Source organism: Variovorax pasteuri (assembly GCF_051216435.1).
Lineage (GTDB): Bacteria > Pseudomonadota > Gammaproteobacteria > Burkholderiales > Burkholderiaceae_C > Variovorax.
Map to the genome: position 1 here is coordinate 78,879 of NZ_JBPJZS010000010.1, position 23,302 is coordinate 102,180.

General features: G+C 61.6%; 24 protein-coding genes. 13 read left to right on the forward strand and 11 right to left on the reverse strand.

Annotated elements, in window-relative coordinates:
- Nucleotides 1–8 precede the first annotated feature (8 nt).
- The 3 genes from ACSFBM_RS28385 to ACSFBM_RS28395 all read left to right on the forward strand — a co-directional run bounded on the left by ACSFBM_RS28385 (nt 9) and on the right by ACSFBM_RS28395 (nt 2,897).
- Nucleotides 9–1,064 (forward strand): hypothetical protein, encoded by a 1,056-nt coding sequence (locus tag ACSFBM_RS28385; protein ID WP_435487381.1) that lies wholly within the window; start codon nt 9–11, stop codon nt 1,062–1,064.
- A gap of 61 nt (nt 1,065–1,125) precedes the next feature.
- Nucleotides 1,126–1,473, forward strand: coding sequence for a hypothetical protein (locus ACSFBM_RS28390; RefSeq protein WP_435487382.1), 348 nt, complete (start codon nt 1,126–1,128; stop codon nt 1,471–1,473).
- Between the two features lie 2 nt (nt 1,474–1,475).
- A complete protein-coding gene (locus tag ACSFBM_RS28395) occupies nt 1,476–2,897 on the forward strand; it encodes a DEAD/DEAH box helicase (RefSeq protein ID WP_435487383.1) in 1,422 nt (473 codons plus the stop codon).
- 246 nt (nt 2,898–3,143) lie between these two features.
- On the opposite strand, the gene ACSFBM_RS28400 is transcribed toward ACSFBM_RS28395, so the two are convergent.
- From ACSFBM_RS28400 to ACSFBM_RS28410, 3 genes are all read right to left on the reverse strand, one after another.
- Nucleotides 3,144–4,760: an ATP-binding protein gene (locus tag ACSFBM_RS28400; RefSeq protein ID WP_435487384.1), complete on the reverse strand. Its 1,617-nt coding sequence runs from the start codon at nt 4,758–4,760 to the stop codon at nt 3,144–3,146.
- Nucleotides 4,757–6,682, reverse strand: coding sequence for a PIN-like domain-containing protein (locus ACSFBM_RS28405; RefSeq protein ID WP_435487385.1), 1,926 nt, complete (start codon nt 6,680–6,682; stop codon nt 4,757–4,759). The genes ACSFBM_RS28400 and ACSFBM_RS28405 overlap by 4 nt, the downstream gene beginning before the upstream one ends.
- 181 nt (nt 6,683–6,863) lie before the next feature.
- Entirely contained in the window at nt 6,864–7,253 is a 390-nt protein-coding gene (locus ACSFBM_RS28410; protein WP_435487386.1) for a hypothetical protein, read from the reverse strand.
- A 284-nt stretch (nt 7,254–7,537) separates the two neighbouring features.
- Here ACSFBM_RS28410 and ACSFBM_RS28415 point away from each other — a divergent pair, with 284 nt between their 5' ends.
- On the forward strand, nt 7,538–8,254 hold the full coding sequence (locus ACSFBM_RS28415; protein WP_435487387.1) for a hypothetical protein: 717 nt from the start codon (nt 7,538–7,540) through the stop codon (nt 8,252–8,254).
- A 95-nt stretch (nt 8,255–8,349) separates the two neighbouring features.
- Here ACSFBM_RS28415 and ACSFBM_RS28420 read toward each other — a convergent pair whose 3' ends face one another.
- The 3 genes from ACSFBM_RS28420 to ACSFBM_RS28430 all read right to left on the reverse strand — a co-directional run bounded on the left by ACSFBM_RS28420 (nt 8,350) and on the right by ACSFBM_RS28430 (nt 10,699).
- Nucleotides 8,350–9,114: a DUF5677 domain-containing protein gene (locus tag ACSFBM_RS28420; protein ID WP_435487388.1), complete on the reverse strand. Its 765-nt coding sequence runs from the start codon at nt 9,112–9,114 to the stop codon at nt 8,350–8,352.
- Between the two features lie 175 nt (nt 9,115–9,289).
- The gene (locus ACSFBM_RS28425; protein ID WP_435487389.1) at nt 9,290–10,102 is read right to left on the reverse strand and encodes an NYN domain-containing protein; all 813 of its coding nucleotides are present in this window, start codon (nt 10,100–10,102) and stop codon (nt 9,290–9,292) included.
- Between the two features lie 261 nt (nt 10,103–10,363).
- A complete protein-coding gene (locus ACSFBM_RS28430; protein WP_435487390.1) occupies nt 10,364–10,699 on the reverse strand; it encodes a helix-turn-helix domain-containing protein in 336 nt (111 codons plus the stop codon).
- Nucleotides 10,700–10,725: 26 nt separating this feature from the next.
- Here ACSFBM_RS28430 and ACSFBM_RS28435 point away from each other — a divergent pair, with 26 nt between their 5' ends.
- Complete coding sequence (locus tag ACSFBM_RS28435; protein ID WP_435487391.1) at nt 10,726–11,478, forward strand: sce7726 family protein; 753 nt, start codon at nt 10,726–10,728, stop codon at nt 11,476–11,478.
- Here the strand turns inward: ACSFBM_RS28435 and ACSFBM_RS28440 are convergent.
- The 5 genes from ACSFBM_RS28440 to ACSFBM_RS28460 all read right to left on the reverse strand — a co-directional run bounded on the left by ACSFBM_RS28440 (nt 11,475) and on the right by ACSFBM_RS28460 (nt 16,286).
- Nucleotides 11,475–13,220: a hypothetical protein gene (locus ACSFBM_RS28440; protein ID WP_435487392.1), complete on the reverse strand. Its 1,746-nt coding sequence runs from the start codon at nt 13,218–13,220 to the stop codon at nt 11,475–11,477. The two genes, ACSFBM_RS28435 and ACSFBM_RS28440, sit on opposite strands and share 4 nt — an antisense overlap.
- A gap of 65 nt (nt 13,221–13,285) precedes the next feature.
- On the reverse strand, nt 13,286–14,302 hold the full coding sequence (gene lipA, locus ACSFBM_RS28445) for a lipoyl synthase (RefSeq protein ID WP_435487393.1): 1,017 nt from the start codon (nt 14,300–14,302) through the stop codon (nt 13,286–13,288).
- 7 nt (nt 14,303–14,309) lie between these two features.
- A complete protein-coding gene (lipB, locus tag ACSFBM_RS28450) occupies nt 14,310–15,008 on the reverse strand; it encodes a lipoyl(octanoyl) transferase LipB (RefSeq protein WP_435487394.1) in 699 nt (232 codons plus the stop codon).
- A 76-nt stretch (nt 15,009–15,084) separates the two neighbouring features.
- Nucleotides 15,085–15,396 carry a YbeD family protein gene (locus ACSFBM_RS28455; protein ID WP_435441141.1) on the reverse strand — a complete coding sequence of 104 codons (312 nt, stop codon included), beginning with the start codon at nt 15,394–15,396 and terminating at the stop codon, nt 15,085–15,087.
- Nucleotides 15,393–16,286 carry a D-amino acid aminotransferase gene (locus ACSFBM_RS28460; protein WP_435487395.1) on the reverse strand — a complete coding sequence of 298 codons (894 nt, stop codon included), beginning with the start codon at nt 16,284–16,286 and terminating at the stop codon, nt 15,393–15,395. Before ACSFBM_RS28460 ends, ACSFBM_RS28455 begins: the two co-directional genes overlap by 4 nt.
- A gap of 155 nt (nt 16,287–16,441) precedes the next feature.
- On the opposite strand from ACSFBM_RS28460, the gene ACSFBM_RS28465 reads away from it, so the two are divergent.
- The 8 genes from ACSFBM_RS28465 (at nt 16,442) to atpD (ending at nt 23,288) form a co-directional block, all read left to right on the forward strand.
- Nucleotides 16,442–16,927, forward strand: coding sequence for an ATP synthase subunit I (locus tag ACSFBM_RS28465; RefSeq protein WP_435441139.1), 486 nt, complete (start codon nt 16,442–16,444; stop codon nt 16,925–16,927).
- Between the two features lie 4 nt (nt 16,928–16,931).
- Entirely contained in the window at nt 16,932–17,801 is an 870-nt protein-coding gene (gene atpB / locus ACSFBM_RS28470) for a F0F1 ATP synthase subunit A (protein WP_435441138.1), read from the forward strand.
- A gap of 60 nt (nt 17,802–17,861) precedes the next feature.
- Nucleotides 17,862–18,125: a F0F1 ATP synthase subunit C gene (gene atpE, locus ACSFBM_RS28475; protein WP_007830191.1), complete on the forward strand. Its 264-nt coding sequence runs from the start codon at nt 17,862–17,864 to the stop codon at nt 18,123–18,125.
- Between the two features lie 77 nt (nt 18,126–18,202).
- Nucleotides 18,203–18,673 carry a F0F1 ATP synthase subunit B gene (locus tag ACSFBM_RS28480; protein ID WP_007830193.1) on the forward strand — a complete coding sequence of 157 codons (471 nt, stop codon included), beginning with the start codon at nt 18,203–18,205 and terminating at the stop codon, nt 18,671–18,673.
- A gap of 8 nt (nt 18,674–18,681) precedes the next feature.
- Nucleotides 18,682–19,212 carry a F0F1 ATP synthase subunit delta gene (locus tag ACSFBM_RS28485; protein ID WP_435487396.1) on the forward strand — a complete coding sequence of 177 codons (531 nt, stop codon included), beginning with the start codon at nt 18,682–18,684 and terminating at the stop codon, nt 19,210–19,212.
- A gap of 38 nt (nt 19,213–19,250) precedes the next feature.
- On the forward strand, nt 19,251–20,804 hold the full coding sequence (gene atpA / locus ACSFBM_RS28490) for a F0F1 ATP synthase subunit alpha (protein ID WP_435441136.1): 1,554 nt from the start codon (nt 19,251–19,253) through the stop codon (nt 20,802–20,804).
- A 33-nt stretch (nt 20,805–20,837) separates the two neighbouring features.
- Nucleotides 20,838–21,713: a F0F1 ATP synthase subunit gamma gene (gene atpG / locus ACSFBM_RS28495; RefSeq protein WP_435441135.1), complete on the forward strand. Its 876-nt coding sequence runs from the start codon at nt 20,838–20,840 to the stop codon at nt 21,711–21,713.
- A gap of 174 nt (nt 21,714–21,887) precedes the next feature.
- Entirely contained in the window at nt 21,888–23,288 is a 1,401-nt protein-coding gene (atpD, locus tag ACSFBM_RS28500; RefSeq protein ID WP_435441134.1) for a F0F1 ATP synthase subunit beta, read from the forward strand.
- Nucleotides 23,289–23,302: the final 14 nt, after the last annotated feature.

Sequence of the window (23,302 nt, forward strand, 5' to 3'; positions counted from 1 at the left end):
AGAAGAACATGGTGACTTACACACGCAACATTCAAGGCGTCGGCGTTGGCCTGACATTGGTTGAGGTCGATCCCAACGAAGTCCAACTGGATACCACGAACCCGCGGGTGGGATTTTCGATGCGCCAGCTCGATGCCGAGATGCGCAACGATCCTGCTTGCACGCTGTTGCTGACAAGCCAAGAGGATACGGAAGGCCTCAAGCGTTCCATCGTTCTGTCCGGCGGCGTTCAGGAACCCATCTATATCCGCGACGACCTGACGGTCGCCGAGGGCAACCGGCGCGTAGTCGCCATGCGCGCCGCGCAGGAAGACAACCCAGGCGACCCGAGGTTCGGCCGCATGCCCGCTTGGCGCATCGCCCCCGACACGCCAGAGAACGTAATACAGGATCTGCTGAACGAGATCCATTTGGGCTCGGTGCGCGGATGGGCGCCATACGAGAAGGCCCTTCAGATGCGCGTGCTGCTGAACAGCGGCCTTGTCCACGAGGAAGTCGCCGAGCGCTACCGCATGACAGCCAATGAAGTGCGCCAACATGTCCAGGCGGCTCAGATGATGGACCGGATGTACTTTCCGATCACTGACGACCCGACCGATGCGGAGCACCGGTCCAAGTATTCGTACTTTCTGGAATACCTGAAGAACACCAAGTTGAACAAGCAGGTCGCCGCAGTTCCGGATCTGGAGGAGCGCTTCTCGCGTTGGGTGCGCGATGGCAAGGTTGACACTGGTATGAAGGTGCGGCGTTTGACCAAGGTGGTCGAGAACAAGGATGCGTTGCAGTTGCTTGAAACGAAGGGCTTCGACGCTGCGGAAGCGCTGCTGGGCAAGGTCGACCCGCGGGAGCAGGAGTTCTACGTCACGCTTGAGAAAACTAACGCGAGGCTCCAACAGCTCACCGTTAAGGAACTGATTGAACTGTCCGCGAGCCCCGAAAGGTTGAGTATTCTCAAGGAGCTGCAACATCAACTAGAGGCTGTGGTCGACACGGCGGAACAATTCCAGCGCAATGCGCAGAGCGCATCATCCGGGCGCGACCAGCGCTTGCCCGTCCATGCCTAGCCCTCAACATCAGGCGCTGGTTCTCTGGGGCGTGCGCCGCATGCTGTCCGACGGATTTAGCATGACCGGCGTCGACGGCTGCGTCGACCGGCTCGGGCTCCCAGCCGGCTTTCCCCGTCCGCCGGTGATCCAAGGCGTGCGCCCCGACGCTAGCGGCTGGCATGCCTCAGACGGTATTGAGGCTTTCGTGGAGGCCAAGAGCGAGCGTGATGTCGACAATGCCCATACGAGAAAGCAGTTGCGCGAACTCTCAAGCCTGCAATCGTCCAGTGGCAAGCCATGCACGCTCTATCTGGTCATTCCGCGCAGCGCTGTTTATGCGTTGGACAGGGTACTGATCGACTTGGGCCTCTTGCGTGCTACGAATGTCAGGCGCATCCATGTCCCTGCCATATTGCTGAAGCACTGAACATGTCGAGCATCAAGCCACCTCTTGACCTTCCACATCAGACAGAGGGGACGCAGTTCCTGCGTGAAAATAAGGCTGCGGCGCTGTTTGACGAGCAGGGCCTGGGCAAGAGCAAACAGGTGATCGACGCGTTGAGCGCGCAGATGACTGAGCGCAGCATCGACGCGGCGCTCATCATCTGTCCTAACGGCCTCAAGATCAACTGGGGCCAGGAAATTGAGAAGTTTTCAGCATGCACCTATGCAGTGTTTGGTGCCGGGCGCTCGGCACGACGCATGGCGTTCAGAAATCTGAAGTCCTCGTTCTACGTAATCAACTATGAAGCTGTGGACTCTGAGCTTGCGTCGCTCAAGGCATTGCTTCGCTTCAAGCGAATAGCGCTCGTGCTCGACGAGAGCCACCGCATCAAGACACCTGAAGCCAAGACAACACAGGCGGTGCTTGCCCTGCGAAGTCTTGCGGCGCGACGGTACATTCTGAGCGGAACGCCTGTTGCGAACAAGCCTGAAGATCTGTGGTCCCAGATGCTCTTCCTTGACGATGGGGAAGCGCTTGGAAATTCGGCCGAGCAATTCGAACAGACCTATGGATCAGCCAGTAGTGGGTACCGCAATCTCGAGCAGTTGCGTTCGCGCGTGGCCACCAAGAGCCTGAGGCGCCTAAAAGCCACCGCGGTGTCCTTGCCCTCCAAGAAATTTCGGCGTGTGCCGGTGGCCCTGACAGGACGTCAGGCCCAGATGTACTCCGCCATGAAGGTCGATCTGGCCCTGTGGGTGAGCGGCATGGATGGTCAGGACACTGAGGAGCGCGCCGATGCGATCCTCGCGCGCCTCGTGCGCTTGGCGCAACTCGCAAGCAATCCGGCCATGCTCGACGCGGCGTACATTGAAACGCCGGCGAAGTTTCTGCAACTGGACCGTGAACTGGCAGATCGGATGGACGACTCGGCGCAGAAGGTCTTGATCTGGACGTCGTTCGTGGAAAACATCAATGCCTTGCGTCTGCGGTATGCACGCTGGAACCCAGTATGCATTCATGGGGCCATTCGTAACGAAGAGCGCGACAGGGCGGTTAAAGCCTTCAAAACAGACCCCGGTACGCGGATTCTGATCGCCAATCCTGCGGCCGCCCGGGAAGGTCTCACGCTCACTGAGGCCAACCTGGCGATCTATCTTGATCGCACATTCAATCTCGTGGACTATCTGCAGTCTCAAGATCGCATTCACCGAATATCGCAGACTCGCGACTGCGAAATCGTGCTACTCATTGCACAGAATACCGTCGACGAATTCATCGATTTCTCGCTGGAGCAAAAGCACCGCGTTGCGCAGTTTGCCCAATTCGACAGTGAAGAACTCGCCGTAGAGGACGCCATGATGATCAAGCCAGAGGACCTCCGCAGGTTGATCCAAGACTTCGATTGAAAATTCTTTCGAGCGAAGGAACGGGGGCTGGCTAGCTCGGATATTCTTGCGATCCCGGAGGCCCGCCGGTGCGATTGCGAGACGATCCCAAACTTCGGCTGGTGGCTGCAGCCGCTGCGCATTGCGCTACGCGACCTCGCCCGGACGGCGCGGCTGCCTCGACGGTCCGGTCGGGTGGGAGTGCTCTTTGCGAGCGGCCTCTTGTCTTCGCAACTGTCGCCAAAAAACACTGCGGCCTTGAGCCAGTCAGTCTTCGCTGCGCAGCACGTGCTTCTTGATGCGCTGGAACGTCGGTGCATCGACGTACACCTGAACCACGTCGAGCACCTCCCGAATGGCTTGCTCGCGCACCCGTGCCTTCAGCGCGTCCAGTCGCCCGTTGTCGTCCAGTTGCTGCCCAAGCAGCATACGCGCCGAAGTTTCGACGTCTTCAACGGCCTTTGCTGCATCCTCTAACGCTGCCAGGGATGGGACGCTTCCAGCACCGGCCACTACTGCCACGGCGGCCGATGCGTCTGGGTATCGTTTTTTTGCTGCCAGTGCGCGGCGCCGCAATCGCTTTGCCTTGGTCATCAAGTCGACCACGCGGTCATATGTTGCGCGATTACCTTCGGCCAGGGTGCTAGCGACCACGACAAGGTCGTTGATATCGGTGATCGTCTTAGCGGCGTCTTCGGTGCCCTTCTTGGATTCGCTGTAGGCGTCCTGCCGCAACGGGTCGAGGAGGATGTTTCGAATCACCGCCTTGGTATCGAGCCATTCTTCCGTTTCCTCAAAATTGTCTCGGCGCGCGTTAGGAATTACGCGGGCCGGATCGACGTGGATCTCTCCGATGTAGTAGTAGGTAAACCGCCGGTACGAGGGCTTGATCTCAGCGAAGAGCTCCTCGATCAGGTCGGTTCCGTCTACCTGGATGTTGCGCAACCGCACCCGCAGCCCTCCGCCGTTTCCAACGACTGCTCCCGACACCGAAAGGCGGCCCACCCAACTCCAGAAGCCCGCCTTGGCATCGGAGGTGTACGTGACCTCGGTCAACGTAGCTACCTCCTTGTCGATCTCGTACTCGTCACCGTATAGCTTGTAGATCCTTTCCTCGGAATCTGCGGTCTTCAAGGTCAGATCGATCGTCTCCATCGCCTCGCCGAAGTGGTCCGAATAAGCTTTGGTGATGGCCGCTGCATACTTCCAATTGGGATCGAAGGGCACTGGGGATGTCTCCCGCAAGTAGTCCTTCACTTTGGAGACATCACGCAACGCGGGATGTGTCTTTTCGACGCCGCTGAGCACCACCTCGAAGAAGTGGGGCTCGTCTGCTGCGGTCGCTGGTTCGCTGACCATCGTGATCGCTCGCTGGAGTAGACCGCCGAGTGCCAAGTCACTGCCATCCTCAGGGCTCATGGCGGCCATCAGAGCTTCGCAGTCGAATCGGACGGAGGTGACGGTGTCTTCGCCAGGAAATCGGGTTCTGAACGTCAACGTCTTGCAGTAGGCCATGCCGGCCAACCGGCCGATCCCACGAAACCCCGCATCGCGCTTTCGTTCCTTCTTCGAGGCCCCGATGGACGTAAGCGTGGACCATGCCTGCGCCGCCGGAACTCCCGGGCCATTGTCGAACACCCTGATGGCATCTTCATCGAAACTGATGACGACCCGGCCAGTGTCGCTGACCAGTTTGGTTCGCTTAGCGGTACGAAGAGAGTCGAACGCGTTTTGCACGTACTCTCGCAACGTGTGACGGGGGTCGCCGTACATGCCGAGCGTCAGAGTCTCCAGTACGAATGAGCCGATGTGGGGCATAGGAGCCTTCGGCGGCTCGGTCGGGGCTTCTGTTCCCACCTTGGATTGCTCTGCTGCGGAAGTCATGCAAGATCCTCGTCATTCAGTTCGCCAATACCTTCGGGCGCATTTGTGTCTATGGGTAGCAGTCCCGCGTCCGGTCGCCAAGAAATGGCCTTGCCATCGCTGAGGCCGGACGGTTCGAGGCGTGCCACCGGGACTAGGTACTCTCGTGATAGCAGACCGAGGAGAAGAGCCCCTTTGCATTGATGCGACTGCGGTGTGCCGAGGAGAACCGACAGGCGACGCGGATGATCAATCGTCAATCCGTCGACCAGAACCACCTGTCCCCCGAGTCGCAGTTCCTGCAGTATGGCCGGCTGACTCGACGTGGCCGGGCTGACGGTGCAGGCAACCTTGATCTTCTGCTTTGATCCCGGCGGGTAGGGCAGCGATACACCCAAATCGTCCAACATCCGCCGGAGCGCAACGAACGCGGCGTCTGAGGACGCCATGTCTTCCAAGGGGAGCAGTACCCTGGCCAGCGTGATGCGGGGTTGCTGAAGCGACCGGCCAGTTTCGTCGAAGAAGGCAGCACACAACGAGCCCAAAAGCAACTGGTCTGCAAACCTTGGCAGGAGCCGCTGGAGGGCTTCGAGTGCCGCAGGGACCTGGGCTAGCTCCAGCCCATTCGCTTCAGAAGCAACGCCGCAGAGGATCCGGCCCAGTCGGGTGGCAGGCAACGTGCCCTCGGTCACCGAATGCTGCCAGCGTCCAAGTAGCTCGTCGCGGCCATCAGAGCCCGCATCAACAAAATCCTTGATACTTTGGGCAATCGATCCTCGCATGACGTCGCGCGCGGAGAGCGCGCCCAGATCCAATTTTTGCGGCACCGCAGGCTGCGAGCTAGGAGCGGGGGCGCTTGTAGGCTGAGCAGCGGTGGGCTGCGCGGCGAAGGGGGTGGTCGCTTTGGCCTTCATGGCCTGCGCCTTCTTCTCATCTTGGGCGGCCTGCGCCAGAAGCTTCTCGAGCACGTCAGGGCGCAGGGAGGCCGCGCGCCACGCAACGACGGTTGGAGGCAGTCCTGCATTCTTCTGCATTCCCTCCACGATGCCGGAAAGTGCCGCGGGGTGGACGAGAAAAAAGGCAGATCCTCCTCGACGCTCGAACTCGTGGCTCAGCAGTGGATGAGGCAACGCGACGTCAAGCTCGAGCTCGCGATCCGATTTCACGACGTTGCCGTCCGACTTACGCACAAATGAGGTCGAAACCCAATCTGTTTTTTCATCCCGCGAGATGAGCACGCCCGCCACGGTGTTCGTTTGCCGAGCCCGTTTGGTCCGGCTTGGCGGTTGGGCGCCTCTCTGTGTGACGCGCTCAACGTCTTGAAGAACCTCCCGCCAGATCACTGCATCACCGAGGAAGTTCTCATCCTTGTGGGTGTCTTTGTAACCGGGCGGCACCCGGTGACCGAGACGAAAGTCGCCCGTGGTGCTGAGCTCCGCGATGATGGAGTCCAAATCGCTGCCGAGGGTTCGGTGATTGACGAACTCAACAACCTCGTCGGCCGCGGACCGAAGACGCTCGTCGTCGACTTCCAGCACCCGGCCAAGTTGGTAGAAACCGGCCATCAATCGCTGAATCTCAGAGATGTAACCACTGCGATGACCGTAGCCCTTGGCCAGACACAACGCATCGTCAGCCTGCTCGGCGGCAATCTGTGCGAACTCCCGTTGCTTCGAGGCGGTTTCCGCAACCACCTTGGCCATGTTGGCACGCACAGTCCCCAACAAAAGATGCCGTTGGAACTCGTGCGCAGCCCAGACAGGGACGAACGTGTCCCGTGCTGCGCACCAGGCCATGAAATCGGAACGCGCTGCCTGTGAAAGCCGTACGAGCCACATCAGGGTTGAGGTGTCGAGGTACAGCCGCGTGCCGCGGGAATCGAGGGCACGGGCCAAGTCGCCTTGGAATTTAGGCAAATCTCGGACAAAAGGATCGATACGCATGCTGTTTGTGGGCGCGAGGGATACTAGACGGACCGTCCACGCGCCGCTTCATCGGCGGGTGGGGGCCATGAAAAATCCAGGCATCCGCGACAACCGGGTGCCAGCTTATCCAGAAGTGCTGCCGGAAGCTGCACAGTTTCGAGAAGCACGCGGACCTCGCTCGCCATCGCGCTGCCGCTAGTCATTCGTCGAAGGTGATTTCTTTGCCGTCAATCAGGCCGTGAGAGGACAGTGAGATGCTGAAGCGCTTGAAGAAACCGAAGAACACATTGGGAGCCATCTCCAGTTTGACACGACGTACCGGCAACGGCTTGCCGGTGTCGACCGCGGCTTTGACACTGTCATAGTCGCGTGTTTCGGCCAGAAACGCCGTGACTTGGAGAAGCTTGTCACTGGGCTGTGCGGTGACCTCCCCCGACCAAGCTTCGATGCCGACGAGAAACTCGTTCTCCTTGATCAATCCCTTTTGCTCAAGATGCGCTCGGAAATCAACTCGATCGTGGCCGTCGGCCTGCACCGTGCCTTTGAAATCGCCGTACTGAACACTTGCGTGGAAGTTTTCCGTTGTCATGTCCGCTCCTCATTGTTGGAGCGGCTAGCATAAGACAGAAGGGCAATGGAATCAGGTAGATCAGGCCATCGGCGATGCCGGCGGCAACGTGGATCAACAAAGCGGGAACGTGGGCTTTGGTATGGAGAGCCTGACCATCGGCTACACGGTGGGCGGTGGTGCCAACCGGGCCGAGCGCCAAGAGCTGATCATCTACAGTTGGGATAGGGGGCGGGTCGGCCGGCCTCTTCGGAGGCGTTGTGCCGGCGCGGTGCTCTCATGAACCTCACTCTGGAGGAGTGTCTGTGGCGAAACTTCCTTTCGACTTCTACCTGACTGAAACGCATGAGCCAGCCGGTGTGTTTACCTGGGGCAAGGCTCCAGAGTCGACAGAGAAAGATCTCGCCGCCGTTGTCGCAAGACTCGGTGGGTTTCGCACCCCAAACTACGGCCAGGCCTACTTGGTGGCGGCCAATACGTTGCTGCGCACTGCTATTGCCGACCGAACGCTGGACCACCACGGGCTCCCCATCTTCTTCCTCCAACGCCACGCCGCTGAGCTCATCATCAAGGCTCCGCTCCAGCTGGGCTTGGCGGTCCAGAAGTATCGGGAAGACCTTGGGAGACCCAGACCCAACTTCCCAGTGGATGCTGACCAGCGCAAGCGCGCTGACAGCTCCCACGACCTTGTGGCGCTCCTCGCCGATCTTGAGGAAATGGCTCGGGTACTAGGGGTGGGCGTGGTTCCTGACGCTCTGCGGTCGGCTGCCGCAGCGATCGAGGCTGTCGAGGGGCAGCACACATGGTCGCGATATTCATTTCGTCGGGACAGAACGAGCAACGGTCCGCAATTGGTCAACCACATGGATCAAGAGGTCGTCGTCCCTCTGGGCGACATACAGAACTCGCTTCAGGCCGCGAATGATGCGGTGGGCAGCATCTATCCCTTCGGCGGATCGATTATGGGCAACCTGGGGGCACTTTGGGAGAGCCTGGCACGTCAGGCAGGCGAGTTCGACTGATTGCGTCTACGGGCTATGCTGGAAGCATGTTCGCTGCCGTCACCACATCCTGCATGCTCCTGACGGACGCGTTCTTCGTCGGAGCGAATGGCCTCCTAGTCGCGCTTGACCAGGGCAGTGGCGTATGAATCAATGATTTGTTGCAGCCGCGTATGAGGCTCGGCGCGATGATGATGAAAGAACAGTGCTGCCGTCTGAACCAGCGAACTGAAGGCCGTGCCACACGCTTTAGCCGCCAGGCTCTCATCCATGAAGGCTAGAGTCGACCTCTCCGTCGAATGATCAATGTTGATAGCGACCCCCCGGGGCGTCCAGTGCCCAACTTGCGAGAGCTCGTCGTAAAGTTGTTTCATGTTGGGATCTCCGATTTCTTCTGCCATCGTCCGCAGTTCCACTCTTGATCCGTCCCCGTTCACGCACCAGGTGTTCTGATAGGGGTCGAAAAGCGCCTGAGCTCCTGCCCGTCGCGCACCAGACGTCAAGAACTCAGGGTGTGCTTCCAAACGCTGCTTCAACTCAACTTTCTTGTCCTCCGGGGTGCCGAAAGGTGGTGCGACTCCCCGCTGCAAGAGCTTCCAGTCGCTCACCAGGCTGAAAGCTCTCCATCTAAGCGGACGCTCTGTAGGCTTGACGGCCGCCCAGGCGACGAGGATTAGACCTTCCAGCATGGTCCGGGAAATGGTCGCTGCGTCCACGTCCTGCTCAGCGTCCAGAAGCATCTCGATCGATCTCGCATGAGCTGCCTGTTTATAGAGGAAACACATGGCCATGAAGCCGAGATGATCGCTTTCGTGGAGGACAACGTCCGACACTAGTTCTTTCTCTATCAACGCCCTCGCTTCAGCAAATAAAGAGCGCATGACGTCGAGCGCTCGAGTCGGAGTAAGGTGGGGCGAATTGACTTGAGGCATTGATCGTCTTGAAAGAAGAACGGCCTGAATCATCTCATCGCAAGGCCTCGCGAGACAGGGGCAGTTTCCGGCCATGGCGAAGCGAATGCATCCCGTGATGCAGTGGCCTTTGCGCTGATGATTTTTACGCGCGTGGAACGTCAGCCTCCACGGCACCCTCTGCTTTGGGCAGCAGGCTCACCGACCAATGGCCGCCTTCTTCCTGCAGGGGCGCCAGCAGGTCGTAGGTCTTGACCATGTTCAGCAGTCCCGAGTGGCCGTAGGTCTGGGGCGAGAAGGCGGGGTCGGTGCGCTTGAGGTACTGGCCGAGGACGCCCAGGCCGACCTTGCCTTCGGACGTGTCGCTGGCCAGCAGTGCCACGGCCTCGACGAGGAAGCGCGGCCGGCGTTTCGGCGCCGGCTTGGGCGGTTCCTGCTTCGGCGGCTCGGCCTTGGTCGGCTCTGTCTTTGCGGGGGCCTTCGGCGCAGCCTCGACGACCGCTTCTGCCGGAGGCTCGGGTCGTGTCCATTCGAAGAACTGGTCGCTGGCGTTGCGCAGGGCGTCGGGCGTCTTGGGCTCGCCGACGATGCACACGGTGGCGCCGCGCTCGCGCAGCTTGCGGCACAGGTAGGCGAAATCGGAATCGCTGGTGACGAGGCAGAAGGTGTCAGCCCGGCGATCGAAGAGCGCCTCCAGCGCGTCCAGTGCCAGGGCGATGTCGGCGGTGTTCTTGCCGGCGGCGTATTGATACTGTAAGCAGGGGGTGAAGGCTAGGCGCACCAGCGCGTCCTGCCACTTGTTCGCCAGCGTGCCCTGGTTGCCGTAGCCGCGGCGAAGCACGACCCGGCCGAACTGCGCCACCATGCGTAGCGCGTGCTCGAGGATGTCGGGCGGCACGTTGTCGCAGTCGACCAAGACGGCCACGCGTGTCTCTGTTGTCGTTGGGGTGGTGCTCATCCGAGGTTCCGTGCTGCTGGATTTAACGGGTCACAACGGTAGCCGATTCCGAGCGTCTCCGGTCAAGGGAGGCAACGGCCGGGTGCGCTGTCGCGCGTGCGTATCGAGCCCCCATGGCCATCTAGCCCCTTTGGGTTTTCATCGTTCCCTTGCTCCGCTTGGCCGACGCCTTCGGCCCGGTTCGCTCGTCCGGACCTGCGCGCTGCGTTTCTGTGGTGTCGGTGACGAAGGTGTGCTTGAGAAATATCGCTGCGTGCTGAGTCATGACGACTTACCCCATGCGGAAGAGACAGCAGAAGCTCGGGCAGCTGCCCGCACAAGATTGGCAAGCGCCTGAGCATGGCGCTCGGTGCCATCCCATGCGTCCAGTACCGCCTGGTGCAGCGCCTGCGCCCCCGCGCCGTTCACGTCCTCGGTTATCGATATTTCAAGATATTTGCATATTTTTCGATGTGTCGGGGTGACCGTGACCGCCTGGGAAAACGATCGACTGAGGGTCGGCTGAGGGATCCCTAACTCTCTAGAGATATCAATCTGTCTGAGATCTTTCTCCGCCATGGCCTGGCGAATTCGTTGCAGCACAACATTGACGTTCATGCATAAATTATTGCATATTTGCATGTATGAACTGCATCTCCCACCCGTTCCTGAAATTTCCTCTGGACGAGGGCGCCGTGGCGCACGATGCGCAGCTTCGTGCGTTACTCAAGGGGGCTGATGCGTGGCAGGCTGATGAACTCGTGCTCGAGGAGTTCTGCCTTCCTCCGGGCCTCGAGTTGGCCGTGCGGGCCGACTTGGTCGTGACGGGCGCCTCGCTGACGGGCTTCGAAATCAAGGCCGGCAAGGACCGGGTGACGCGATTGCCTGCCCAAGCTGAGGCCTACGGCGCTGTCTGCGGCTTCGCCAATGTGGCCACTGTCCCGTCGCACGTGAACGATGTCGTGACCGCAGTGCCCGAATGGTGGGGTGTGTGGGTAGCCTGCGGACTGTGGGGCGACCTGGCCATGCGTTGCGTGCGGTCAGCACGACCCAATCCGGCGCGTGACCCCGTGCGTCTGGCCAGAATGCTCTGGCGGGAGGAGGCGATTGGCAAGCTGACCACGCTGGGCCTGCAAAAGGGCACGGCCAGCAAGAACCGGGAAGGCCTGGCAAAGAAACTGGCGCAGGTCCTGAGCATCGATGAGATCGACGCGTTGGTGCAGACCTGCCTGCGACAGCGGCCGAAGAGGCAGCTTGCCGTTGTCGCAAAGCCTCGCGTTGTCGAGACGCCGAAGCACGAGCTGCTTCCTCGCAGCTATTTCCTTCCTCCGGCCTGGCAACCGCCGGTCACGTTTCAGCGGAAGCCACTGGGGTCATCGCCAATTCTTCGCTTCTAGTCTGGCCGATTGAAAAGGCTGGTGATCCAGGTTGCGAGGCGCTGAGTCGCTTCGGCAGCGGTGACCGCGACTTTGAAGCCTGGCTCGGGCAAGCCGGTCGTGACGTTGGCTTGCGCGTGCATGAAGTCCGCTGCGCAGTAGCTGAACGCGATTTCGAATGCTGCATTCACATCAATGGCGGTCTCTTCCGTGGATTGAATCGGGTACATCAGCGGGAAGATGGTTTCGGCCTCGATGACGATGCACATCAGGGCCTTGCCGCCTTCCGGAGCTCGAAGAGCGAAAGCGATCGCGCGCCTGGGCCGGTGCCTGAATCCGTCCCTGACGATGAGTTCATCTGCGATGACGCCGTCCTCATCGGACAAGAGCTCCAGCGGGACGACGTTTGAGCCGTCGCGCGTGGTGGTCAGCAACTCGACGCTGACAGCCTGCTGAAGCTCCATGGCCTGCAGCATCACCCTTGCGAACGGCGGCGGGGGTATCTGAAGGACGCGACTTTCCGGCGCCTCGGTCAATTCGGCGGGCCGAATTCGCTCATCGGAACCTGGCTCCCCCACCGCGTGTGCCTCCACGGACGGATGTGTTCGTCCGGCCTCCTGTTCGACGGGCAACTCCTTGGCGATCGATGATCCCCATACACGCTTGTTTTCTAGATCCGTGAACTTGCGTGTCGCAGGCCTGCGAAATGCCTGAGGGCTCAGCGACTTCGATGCGTCCGTTTCGACCAAGCTGGGGTCTTTGGCAGGTCTCGTGCTTGCGCTAGCGCCGTTGGCGGCGGCCTGGGCTGCCCGATGCTCGGGGCCCGGCTTGTACCTTGGCTTCTGCAAGGTGCTGAGCTGGTACTTGAGCGCCTTGAACGGGAACTGGTGGCTGCAGGACTCGATCCGATAGACCAGGAACGTGCCCGAACCCTGTGGATCGAGCCATCTTCCGGCGACTTTCAGGTCGGTCTTTCCCTCGAAGGGAAACCTCGCCATGGGGTAGATCTCCTGGCCAATGGCCGAGGCTTGTTGACACGAGCTGCCAACCAACTGCGCGGCATGGAAGGCGATCTTGCTGGTGGCGATTCTGGCGATGTCTTCCGCGCTGGCAGCAGGCAGGAAATCCGCCAGAGTGATCACGAGCTTGCCGTACTCGTCGTAGCCGCAGGCGCTGTACAGCATCTCCGGCGAGAGAGGAGGAGAAAACAGCTTGGACAGGAGCGTACTGGAGGAGCCAAAGTAGAAGCGGATGAGCTCCATGCACGGAATCAGCAGCGATTTCCCCGAAGGCATCTCCACCTGTGCGCAGTAGGAGTGTGTGTTGTTCATGTGCCAGGGGTGCTCGTCCATCGGCAGCAGGAAGCTGCCATCCGCTCTCCCTGAGCCGGCCTTCACCAGGGAATGCGTCGACGAGTTAATGGCCAGCTCGCGAAATGTCTCGCTCGTGTGCGGCGGCTCGAAGTGCGGTCGTTGGTCTTTCCAGACGTCGCCGATGCGCAGCATCATCGTGGTGCCGACGGAGACCCACACCTTTTTCTGCTGGCTGTGGTGTCCCTGGCCTTCGTAGGTGCGCGACTGAGGATCTACGTGGGAGAGAAAGACCAGAACGGACGGCTGGCGATTGCGTCCGTAGCGGTCTGGATAGGCGATAGGGCCGAACCAGTCGATGCGCCACAACTGGGGACCTTCGGGAAACGCCGAAACCTTGATCTTCGAATCGATCGGTTCCAGTGGCTTGGGAAAAGTGAACCCTGCTCCCAACGCGTTTCCCTCTGGAGATTCTCAAATACTTCTGAAAATTCTCATCGACTTCTGGTATTTCTCACTCACTTCTGGTTGCTGTCAGCCAGCTGGGCCGCATGGGCCTGCTGGTCGGCGTGGTAGCTGGAGCGCACCATCGCGCCGACGGCGGCATGGCTGAAGCCCATCTTGTAGGCCTCTTCCTCGAACATCTTGAAGGTGTCGGGGTGCACGTAGCGGCGCACCGGCAGGTGCGAGCCCGACGGCGACAGGTACTGGCCGATGGTCAGCATGTCGATGTCGTGGGCGCGCATGTCGCGCATCACCTGCAGGATCTCTTCGTCGGTCTCGCCCAGGCCGACCATGATGCCGCTCTTGGTGGGCACCTTCGGGTGCAGCGCCTTGAACTTCTTCAGCAGGTTCAGGCTGAACTGGTAGTCGCTGCCGGGGCGCGCTTCCTTGTAGAGGCGGGGCGCGGTTTCGAGGTTGTGGTTCATCACGTCCGGCGGCGCGGCCTTCAGGATCTCGAGCGCGCGGTCGTCGCGGCCGCGGAAGTCGGGCACCAGGATTTCGATCTGCGTCATCGGCGAGAGCTCGCGGATGTGGGTGATGCAATCGACAAAGTGCTGGCTGCCGCCGTCGCGCAGGTCGTCGCGGTCCACGCTGGTGATCACCACGTACTTCAGGCGCAGCTTGGCGATGGTCTTGGCCAGGTTGAGCGGCTCGTCCTTGTCCAGCGGGTCGGGGCGGCCGTGGCCCACGTCGCAGAACGGGCAGCGGCGCGTGCACTTGTCGCCCATGATCATGAAGGTGGCGGTGCCGTTGCCGAAGCATTCGCCGATGTTCGGGCAGGAGGCCTCTTCGCACACGGTGTGCAGGTTGCTCTCGCGCAGGATCTGCTTGATCTCGTAGAAGCGCGTGGTCGGGCTGCCGGCCTTCACGCGGATCCACTCCGGCTTCTTGAGCACTTCGCCGCTCTGCACCACCTTGACGGGGATGCGCGAGAGCTTGGCGGCGGCTTTCTGCTTGGCCAGGGGGTTGTAGTTTTCGGCGCTCTGGGCCTCTCTCACTACGGGGGACGGGACGACTTCGATGGTGCTCATTGGATTGCTAGGGCGCCAGGTAGGTGGTGAGTTTTTGGCTCAGGACCCGGGCAGCTTCTTCCCATGTGGTTTGGATGCCGATTGTAGAAAGGTCGACCGTTTGCAGCCCCGCATAGCCGCAAGGGTTGATGCGCGAGAAGGGTTCGAGGTCCATGGCGACGTTCAGCGCCACGCCGTGGTAGGTCGCGTGGCGGCTCACCTTGATGCCCAGCGCGGCGATCTTGCCCAGGCCGCGGAAGGGGTCGCCGGCGGGCAGCGGGCCGGTCAGCGCCGCATGGGAGAACGGGTCGTCCAGGCGCACGTAGATGCCCGGCGCACTGGGCACGCGGTGGCCGGTCACGCCGAAATGGGCCAGCGTGCGCAGCACCGATTCCTCGATGCGGTAGACGTACTCCTTCACGAAATACCCCGCCCGGCGCAGGTCGATCAACGGGTACACCACCACCTGGCCGGGGCCGTGGAAGGTGACTTGGCCGCCGCGGTCGGTCTGCACGACCGGGATGTCGCCGGGGTTCAGGATGTGGTCCTGCCTGCCCGCCACGCCTTGGGTGAAGACCGGGGCATGCTCGCAAATCCATAGCGCATCGGGCGTGTCCGGCGTGCGCTCCAGCGTGAATTGCTTCATGGCCGCGAAGGTGTCTGCGTAGCCGACGCGGCCCAGCGGATGCCGTTCGATGGCGGGGGGGACAGCGGTGGTGTCGGTCATGGCAGGGCCTTCGCCTTGCGGGCGGCCAGGAGGCCGCTGGCACACAGTGCCGCCGCAGCGAACCGCCGGCGCAGGCTCAAAGCACGACCTTGACCAGCGGGTGCGCGGACAGTGCGCGGTACAGGTCGTCGAGCTGTTCGCGGCTGGTGGCCGTGACGGTGATGGTCACGCCCAGGTAGTTGCCGCCCTTGCTGTCGCGCAGCTCGACGGTGGTGGCGTCGAAGGTCGGGTCGAACTGCTCGGCGATCTGCGTGATCGCGTGCACGTAGCCGTCGGCCTTCACGCCCATCACCTTGATGGGGAACTGCGAGGGATACTCGATCAGCGATTCCTTGCGCGGATCGGGGATCGCGGGGGTCTCGATGGGGGTCGTGTCGTTGTCGGTCATGCCGGGGCTCCGTGCTTCTGTGCGTTGCGTACCTTGGCCTCCTGGTAGGCCTTGTACAAGCTGTCGTAAATGGGGCCGGGTCGGCCGTTGCCAATAGCCTGGCCGTCGAGCGTGACCACGGGCAGCAGTTCCTTGCTGGCCGAGGAAATGATCAGCTCGTCGGCGCCGAACACCTCGTCGCGCGAGATGCGGCGCAGCGCGAACGGAATGCCGCGCTCCTGGCACAGGCGCTCGAACAGGCCGTAGCGGATGCCGGTGAGCACCAGGTTGTCCTTGGGTGGGCCCATCAGCTGGCCGTCCTTCACGATCCACACGTTGCTCGACGAGGCTTCGCTGAGCCATTCGTCGCGGAACATGATGGTTTCGGTGGCGCCGGCTTCGACGCTGATCTGCCGCGCGAGCACGGCGCCCAGCAGGCTGGTGCTCTTGATGTGGGCCTTCTGCCAGCGGAAGTCGGCCGCGGTGACGCAGGCCACGCCCTTGGCGCGCACGGCCTCGGAGATGGGCGGCAGCGGGTTCACCATGACGAACACCGTGGGGCGCAGGCCGCGCACCATCGCATGGTCGCGCGGCGCCACGCCGCGCGTCACCTGAAAGTACACGGACTGCGGTGCGTCGCCACCCGGCGCGACCAGGCGCATGACGATGTCGCGCCACTGGTCGAGCGAGTGCGGGTTGTCGATCTGCAGCTCGGTGAGCGAACGGGCCAGGCGTGCCATGTGCTCCTCGAAGCAGAAGGGCTGGCCGAAGTAGACGGGCACGTATTCGTAGATGCCGTCGCCGAAGATGAAGCCGCGGTCGAGTACGCTGATCTTCGCGTCGCGCAGGGCGGTGTATTCGCCATCGAGGTAACAAAGCGTGGCGGGCAGGGCGTCGGTGATAGGGTGCATGCCGGAATTATGGTTGGCCGTGCCGCGTCGGGTTCGCGTCAGGGAATCCGACACCGATTTGCATGCGAGACACGCCGGATGGCGGGAGCGCTTGGGTTTTTACTTATAATCAATGGCTTTGTAGATTCTGGGTCGTCATCCGGGCTTCATTCGAAATGAAAACAATCGCCCGACAAGACTCGGAGGTCGCTGAAGACCTCGACGCAGAATTCAAGCCGCTGACCGCCGATGAGGCGCGTGAGCTGCGTGCAAAGAACCCTTCGATCTCCCCATGGCGGGTGGTCGCGGGTCAGTTGGTTGTCGGTCTGGTGGTGGCTTTGGCCATCTGGGGACTGACGGGGAGGCAAAATCTGGGTTGGTCCGCCGCTTACGGTGCGATCGCGGTGGTTGTTCCATCGGCGGTTTTCGCACGCGGGCTGACCGGTCGGTTTTCTTCCTTGAATCCGGGCACGGCTGTGTTCGGATTCTTCCTGTGGGAAATGGTCAAGATGGCCTTGTCGGTGGCGATGCTGATCGCTGCGCCAAGGCTGATTACGGCGCTGAGCTGGCCAGCAATGCTGGTCGGCCTGGTGGTGACAATGAAGGCGGCCTGGTTGGCGGTGATGTTCTCGCCCCGGCGCCGGAAACAGAGAGACGAGTAACGGAATGGCTGCTGAAAACGCTGCGGAACATGGTCAGACCGCGGGTGAATACATCGTTCACCACTTGACGCACCTGCAAAGCTCCAAGCCTGGAGGTGTTGCGGACCTGACTGTTTTCAATTTCGACTCTCTTTTCTTCTCGATCGTGCTCGGCGTGCTGGGTTGCTGGCTGCTCTGGCTGGCTGCCCGCAAGGCCACTTCGGGTGTTCCTGGTCGTTTTCAAGCGGCTGTCGAACTGCTCGTCGAAATGGTCGACCAGCAGGCCAAGGGCATCGTTCACAACGCCACGAGCCGCAAGTTCGTCGCTCCGCTGGCGCTCACGATCTTCGTTTGGATCTTCCTGCTGAATGCAATGGACCTGTTCCCGGTCGATTTGTTCCCGGCGATCTGGGCCAAGATCTTCCACATTGCCGGCGAAGACCCGCACCACGCCTACCTGCGCGTCGTGCCCACCGCCGACCTCTCGGTGACCATGGGCATGTCCGTGGCCGTGCTGCTGATCTGCATCTACTACAACATCAAGATCAAGGGCGCCGGCGGCTGGATCCACGAGCTGTTCACCGCACCCTTCGGCAACCACTGGGCGCTGTACCCCTTCAACTTCGCCATGCAGATGATCGAGTTCGTCGCCAAGACGGTCTCGCACGGCATGCGGTTGTTCGGCAACATGTACGCCGGTGAACTGATCTTCCTGCTGATTGCCCTGATGGGCGGTGCCTGGTCCATGTCGGCGACCGGCATCGGCCTGGCCATCGGCCACATCGTTGCGGGTACGGCCTGGGCCATCTTCCACATCCTGATCATCACGCTGCAAGCCTTCGTGTTCATGATGTTGACGCTGGTCTACATCGGCCAGGCCCACGATCACCACTGATCATCCGTTTTCGTTTCTGTTTTTTGTTTTCTCTTCAACCAAAGTCCTCTAGGAGTCATCATGGAAGTTATTAGCTTTGTTGCACTGGCCGCCGGCCTGATCATCGGTCTGGGCGCTGTGGGCGCATGTATCGGCATCGGCATCATGGGCAGCAAGTACCTCGAGTCGGCCGCACGTCAGCCTGAACTCATGGGCGAACTTCAAACCAAGATGTTCCTGCTGGCTGGTCTGATCGACGCCGCTTTCATTATCGGCACCGGTATCGCTCTGTGGTTCGCAACGGCCAACCCGTTCCTGGCTCAGATCGCCAACCTGCCGAAGTAAGTCTTTCTCCTCGGACCCGTGTCGTCGTTCCCCACTGCGGAATGGCTTCGCATTCAATCCCAAAGAGAGGGTAAAAAGTGAGCATTACCGGTACCCTGATCGTTCAGATGATCGTGTTCCTGATCTTGGTCGGGTTCACGATGAAGTTTGTGTGGCCGCCGATCGCGAAAGCGCTGGACGACCGCGCTGCGAAGATCGCCGAAGGCCTCGCTGCCGCCGACAAGGCCAAGTCCGAGTTGTCCGCCGCCAACAAGCGCGTGGAAGCCGAACTGGGCCAGGCACGCAACGAGTCCGCACAACGTCTTGCCGACGCCGAACGTCGCGCCCAGGCCATCGTTGAAGAGGCCAAGGCCCGCGCGACCGAGGAAGGCAACAAGATCGTTGCAGCCGCCCGCGTCGAAGCCGACCAGCAGGCACTGAAGGCCCGTGAAGCACTGCGCGAGCAGGTTGCCGCACTGGCCGTCAAGGGCGCAGAGCAGATTCTGCGCAAGGAAGTGAATGCAGGCGTCCACGCCGATTTGCTCGCTCGTCTGCAGACCGAACTCTGATAGAAGCCATGGCAGAACTCGCCACCATTGCACGCCCCTACGCCGATGCGCTCTTCAAGGCGTCGTCGTCCGACGTCGCCGGAACCAGCGCCTGGCTTGAAAAGATTGCCGCCATCGCGGCCAATCCGGAGCTCCAGCAGTTCGCCGACAACCCCAAGGCCACGGCCGAACAGGTGATCGGCGTGGTCACTGGTGCATTCGGTGCACCTCTGGCCGCTCCTGCCCAGAACTTCCTGTCCGCACTCCTCGAGAACGGGCGTTTTTCGGTGCTGCCGGAAATTGCGAAGCAGTTCCGGGCACTGGCCAACGCGAAGAGCGGTTCGTCCGACGCCGTGGTCTACAGCGCCTTCCCGATCGACGCGGCGGCCTTGGCCACCGTGTCGGCCGCGCTCGAAAAGCGTTTCGGCCGCAAGTTGCAGGTCACGGTCCAGCAAGAGCCGGAACTGATCGGCGGCATTCGTGTGGTGGTCGGCGACGAGGTGCTCGACACCTCCGTCAAAGCGCGCCTTGAACAAATGAAAGTTGCGCTGGCGGCCTGACGGTCTCCATCGCCTTACAAAGAAAGAAGGAAAGAGTCATGCAACTCAATCCCGCAGAAATTTCCGAACTGATCAAGAGCCGCATCGAGGGCCTCGGGGTCAGCGCCAACATCCGCAATGAAGGCACCGTGGTGTCGGTGACCGACGGCATCGTGCGCGTGCACGGCCTGTCGGACGCCATGCAGGGCGAAATGCTCGAGTTCCCGCCGAGCGCCGACGGCACGCCGTCGTTCGGCCTGGCCCTGAACCTCGAGCGCGACTCGGTCGGCGCCGTGATTCTGGGTGAATACGAACACATCTCCGAAGGCGACACCGTGAAGTGCACGGGCCGCATTCTGGAAGTGCCGGTGGGCCCCGAGCTCATCGGCCGCGTGGTGAACGCACTGGGCCAGCCGATCGACGGCAAGGGTCCCATCAACGCCAAGCTCACCGACGTGATCGAAAAGGTCGCTCCGGGCGTGATCGCACGGAAGTCCGTCGACCAGCCGCTGCAGACCGGCCTGAAGTCCATCGACTCGATGGTGCCGATCGGCCGTGGCCAGCGCGAGCTGATCATCGGCGACCGCCAGACCGGCAAGACGGCCGTCGCCATCGACGCGATCATTGCCCAGAAGGGCCAGGGCGTGACGTGCATCTATGTCGCCATTGGCCAGAAGGCTTCGTCGATCAAGAACGTGGTGCGCTCGCTGGAACAAGCCGGTGCCATGGACTACACGATCGTGGTCGCCGCTTCCGCTTCGGAATCGGCCGCCATGCAGTACGTGTCGGCCTACTCGGGCTGCACGATGGGCGAGTACTTCCGCGACCGCGGCGAAGACGCGCTGATCGTCTATGACGACCTGTCCAAGCAAGCCGTGGCCTACCGCCAGGTGTCGCTGCTGCTGCGCCGCCCGCCAGGCCGCGAAGCCTACCCCGGCGACGTGTTCTATCTCCACAGCCGCCTGCTCGAACGCGCAGCCCGCGTGAACGCCGACTACGTCGAAGCCTTCACCAAGGGTGAAGTCAAGGGCAAGACCGGTTCGCTGACCGCACTGCCGATCATCGAAACGCAAGCCGGCGACGTGTCCGCTTTCGTTCCGACCAACGTGATCTCGATCACCGACGGCCAGATCTTCCTGGAAACGAGCCTGTTCAACGCAGGTATCCGCCCCGCCATCAACGCCGGTATCTCGGTGTCGCGCGTGGGTTCGTCGGCTCAGACGAAGATCATCAAGGGCCTGTCCGGCGGTATCCGTACCGACCTGGCGCAGTACCGTGAACTGGCTGCGTTCGCGCAGTTCGCTTCCGACCTGGACGAAGCCACCCGCAAGCAGCTCGACCGCGGTGCCCGCGTGACCGAACTGCTCAAGCAGTCCCAGTACAGCCCGCTGCCGATCTCGCTGATGGGCGCGACGCTGTTCGCCGTGAACAAGGGTTTCATGGACGACCTCGACATCAAGAAGGTGCTGCCGTTCGAACACGGCCTGCATCAATTCCTGAAGTCCAGCTACGCCCCGCTGCTCGACAAGATCGAGAAGTCCAAGGCGCTCGACAAGGAAGCGGAAGCCGAATTGACGGCCGCCGTCACCGCGTTCAAGAAGTCGTTCGCCTGATCGACGCCTTGATCGACGCAAGAAGGAGCTCTCATGGCAGCTGGTAAGGAAATCCGCGGCAAGATCAAATCGGTGGAAAACACCAAGAAGATCACCAAGGCCATGGAAATGGTCTCGGTTTCCAAGATGCGCAAGGCGCAGGAACGCATGCGCGCCGCTCGCCCCTACAGCGAAAAGATCCGCAACATCGCGGCCAACCTTGGCAAGGCGAATCCGGAGTACACCCACGCGTTCATGAAGACGACCGAGGCCAAGGGCGTCGGTTTCATCATCGTGACCAGCGACAAGGGCCTGTGCGGCGGCTTGAACACCAACCTGCTTCGTGCTGTCACGACCAAGCTGCGCGAAGCGCAGTCTGCAGGCAACGTGGTCGAGTCGGTTGCCATCGGCAGCAAGGGCCTGGGCTTCCTGAATCGCATCGGCGCCCGCGTGGTGGCCCATGTGACGCAGCTGGGCGACACGCCGCATCTCGACAAGCTCATCGGACCTGTCAAGACGCTGCTCGACGCCTACGCCGAAGGCAAGCTGTCGGCTGTGTACCTGTGCTACACGAAGTTCATCAACACCATCAAGCAAGAGCCGATGGTGGAGCAACTGCTGCCGCTGAAGGCCGAGACGCTGCAGACCGACCCGGGACATCATTCGTGGGACTACATCTACGAACCCGACGCGCAAAGCGTGATCGACGAGCTGCTGGTGCGCTACGTGGAATCGCTGGTGTACCAGGCCGTGGCCGAGAACATGGCGTCCGAGCATTCGGCGCGCATGGTGGCCATGAAGGCTGCGACCGACAACGCGGGTAATGTGATCAGCGAGCTGAAGCTGGTCTACAACAAGACCCGTCAGGCCGGCATCACGAAGGAACTCTCCGAAATCGTGTCCGGCGCGGCCGCTGCCGCGGGCGTGTGATCGAGGCGATGCATCTGCACGGCTGACCGGGTGCGCTCTGCGCGCCCTGTCGCCGATCTGAACCATTCAAGGGTGCCGGCCCGTCCGGCATTCTTGCAAAAGCGGCCCGCGATGGCACAAGGACGCTTCTGCAAGAACCTGTCGCAACATTATTGAGATCCAGAAGGAAACGCCATGGCTGAAGGAAAAATTGTCCAATGTATCGGCGCCGTGGTCGACGTGGAGTTCCCGCGCGACCAGATGCCGAAGATTTACGACGCTCTGAAGTTCGAAGGCAGCGCGCTGACCCTCGAAGTGCAGCAGCAGCTCGGCGACGGCGTCGTGCGCACGATTGCACTGGGCTCGTCCGACGGCCTGCGCCGCGGTCTGATCGTGACCAACACCGGTGCCTCCATCACGGTGCCGGTCGGCAAGGCCACGCTGGGCCGCATCATGGACGTGCTGGGCTCGCCCATCGACGAGCGCGGCCCGGTCAGCCAGGAACTCACCGCCTCGATCCACCGCAAGGCCCCCGCGTACGACGAACTGTCGCCGTCGCAAGACCTGCTGGAAACCGGCATCAAGGTGATCGACCTGGTGTGCCCGTTCGCCAAGGGCGGCAAGGTGGGTCTGTTCGGCGGCGCCGGCGTGGGCAAGACCGTGAACATGATGGAACTCATCAACAACATCGCCAAGGCTCACTCGGGTCTGTCGGTGTTCGCCGGTGTGGGTGAACGTACCCGCGAAGGCAACGACTTCTATCACGAGATGGCCGACTCCGGCGTGGTGAACCTCGAGAAGCTCGAAGACTCGAAGGTCGCCATGGTCTACGGCCAGATGAACGAACCCCCGGGCAACCGTCTGCGCGTGGCGCTGACCGGCCTGACCATCGCCGAGTCGTTCCGCGACGAAGGCCGTGACGTTCTGTTCTTCGTGGACAACATCTACCGCTACACGCTGGCCGGTACCGAAGTGTCCGCACTGCTGGGCCGCATGCCTTCTGCCGTGGGCTACCAGCCGACGCTGGCCGAGGAAATGGGCCGCCTGCAAGAGCGGATCACGTCGACCAAGGTCGGCTCGATCACCTCGATCCAGGCCGTGTACGTCCCTGCGGATGACTTGACCGACCCGTCGCCCGCCACCACCTTCGCCCACTTGGACTCCACCGTGGTGCTGTCGCGTGACATCGCCTCGCTGGGCATCTACCCCGCCGTGGACCCGCTGGACTCGACCTCGCGCCAGCTCGACCCGAACGTGGTCGGCGAAGAGCACTACAACGTGGCCCGCGCCGTGCAAGGCACGCTGCAGCGCTACAAGGAACTGCGCGACATCATCGCGATTCTGGGCATGGACGAACTGGCGCCTGACGACAAGCTGGCCGTGGCCCGCGCTCGCAAGATCCAGCGTTTCCTGTCGCAGCCGTTCCACGTGGCCGAAGTGTTCACGGGCTCGCCTGGCAAGTACGTGCCGCTGGCCGAAACCATCCGTGGTTTCAAGATGATCGTGAACGGCGAAGCCGACCACCTGCCGGAACAAGCGTTCTACATGGTCGGCGGCATCGACGAAGCGTTCGAAAAAGCCAAGAAAATCGCCTAAGGCGACATAGGAAC